This window comes from Kocuria subflava (genome assembly GCF_012163155.1).
Taxonomy (GTDB): domain Bacteria; phylum Actinomycetota; class Actinomycetes; order Actinomycetales; family Micrococcaceae; genus Kocuria; species Kocuria subflava.
The window spans coordinates 1-590 of sequence record NZ_JAAVUN010000176.1 but is presented as its reverse complement, the minus strand read 5'-3'; the positions used below and the strand labels follow the sequence as shown (position 1 = coordinate 590).

General features: G+C 68.0%; 2 protein-coding genes. Both read right to left on the bottom strand.

What is annotated here, in order from left to right:
* Positions 1-195 precede the first annotated feature (195 nt).
* A complete protein-coding gene (locus tag GTW58_RS13615; protein WP_166834724.1) occupies positions 196-345 on the bottom strand; it encodes a hypothetical protein in 150 nt (49 codons plus the stop codon).
* Entirely contained in the window at positions 342-509 is a 168-nt protein-coding gene (locus GTW58_RS13610) for a hypothetical protein (protein ID WP_158609484.1), read from the bottom strand. The genes GTW58_RS13615 and GTW58_RS13610 overlap by 4 nt, the downstream gene beginning before the upstream one ends.
* Between the last annotated feature and the right edge of the window lie 81 nt (positions 510-590).

Genomic DNA, 590 nt, shown 5'->3' with positions numbered 1-590 from the left:
GCGGCCGGGACTCCGGTGGGAGAACTCCCGTGCTTCGCACAGTAGAGCATCCTGATCTCCAACGGCCAGGATCGCGTTGACCCTCGCCGGTAACCCGATGTCGAGGGGGTTGGACGCGGATCCGGCCGGTGTCCAACATGCAGCTGCCCCGGCCGTGGGGAGGTCCAACCCTGGTCCAGCCGGCGCCAGGTCGTCTTAGAGAGCCAACGTCAGATCCACGTTGGGGTTGGTCAGGACCTTCCCGCGCAGTCCATGGCCGGATGGCTCCAACATGTCAGCAGCCAGGATCGCGACTGCGCCGCCGGCCAGCCGCGACGGCGGTGTGGGGGTGACGGGCGGGGTCATCGACGCCGGGGGAACAGGATCGACTTCCGACGCTTTCCTCCGCGCAGCTTGTTCGCCCCGCGCCCGGCACCGCCGATCACCCACATACCGACGAAGACGCACAGGGTCAGCAGCAGGAAGGACAGGACCAGAAGCCCCAAGCCACCCCAAAATCCAATCGTCACTTCATCCTCCCCGTCGGCCGTCGGTCTACAAGCCTAACGGCGCCTGCCCCCCCCCCCTCCCTACCCCCCGGGTGGGGGTGG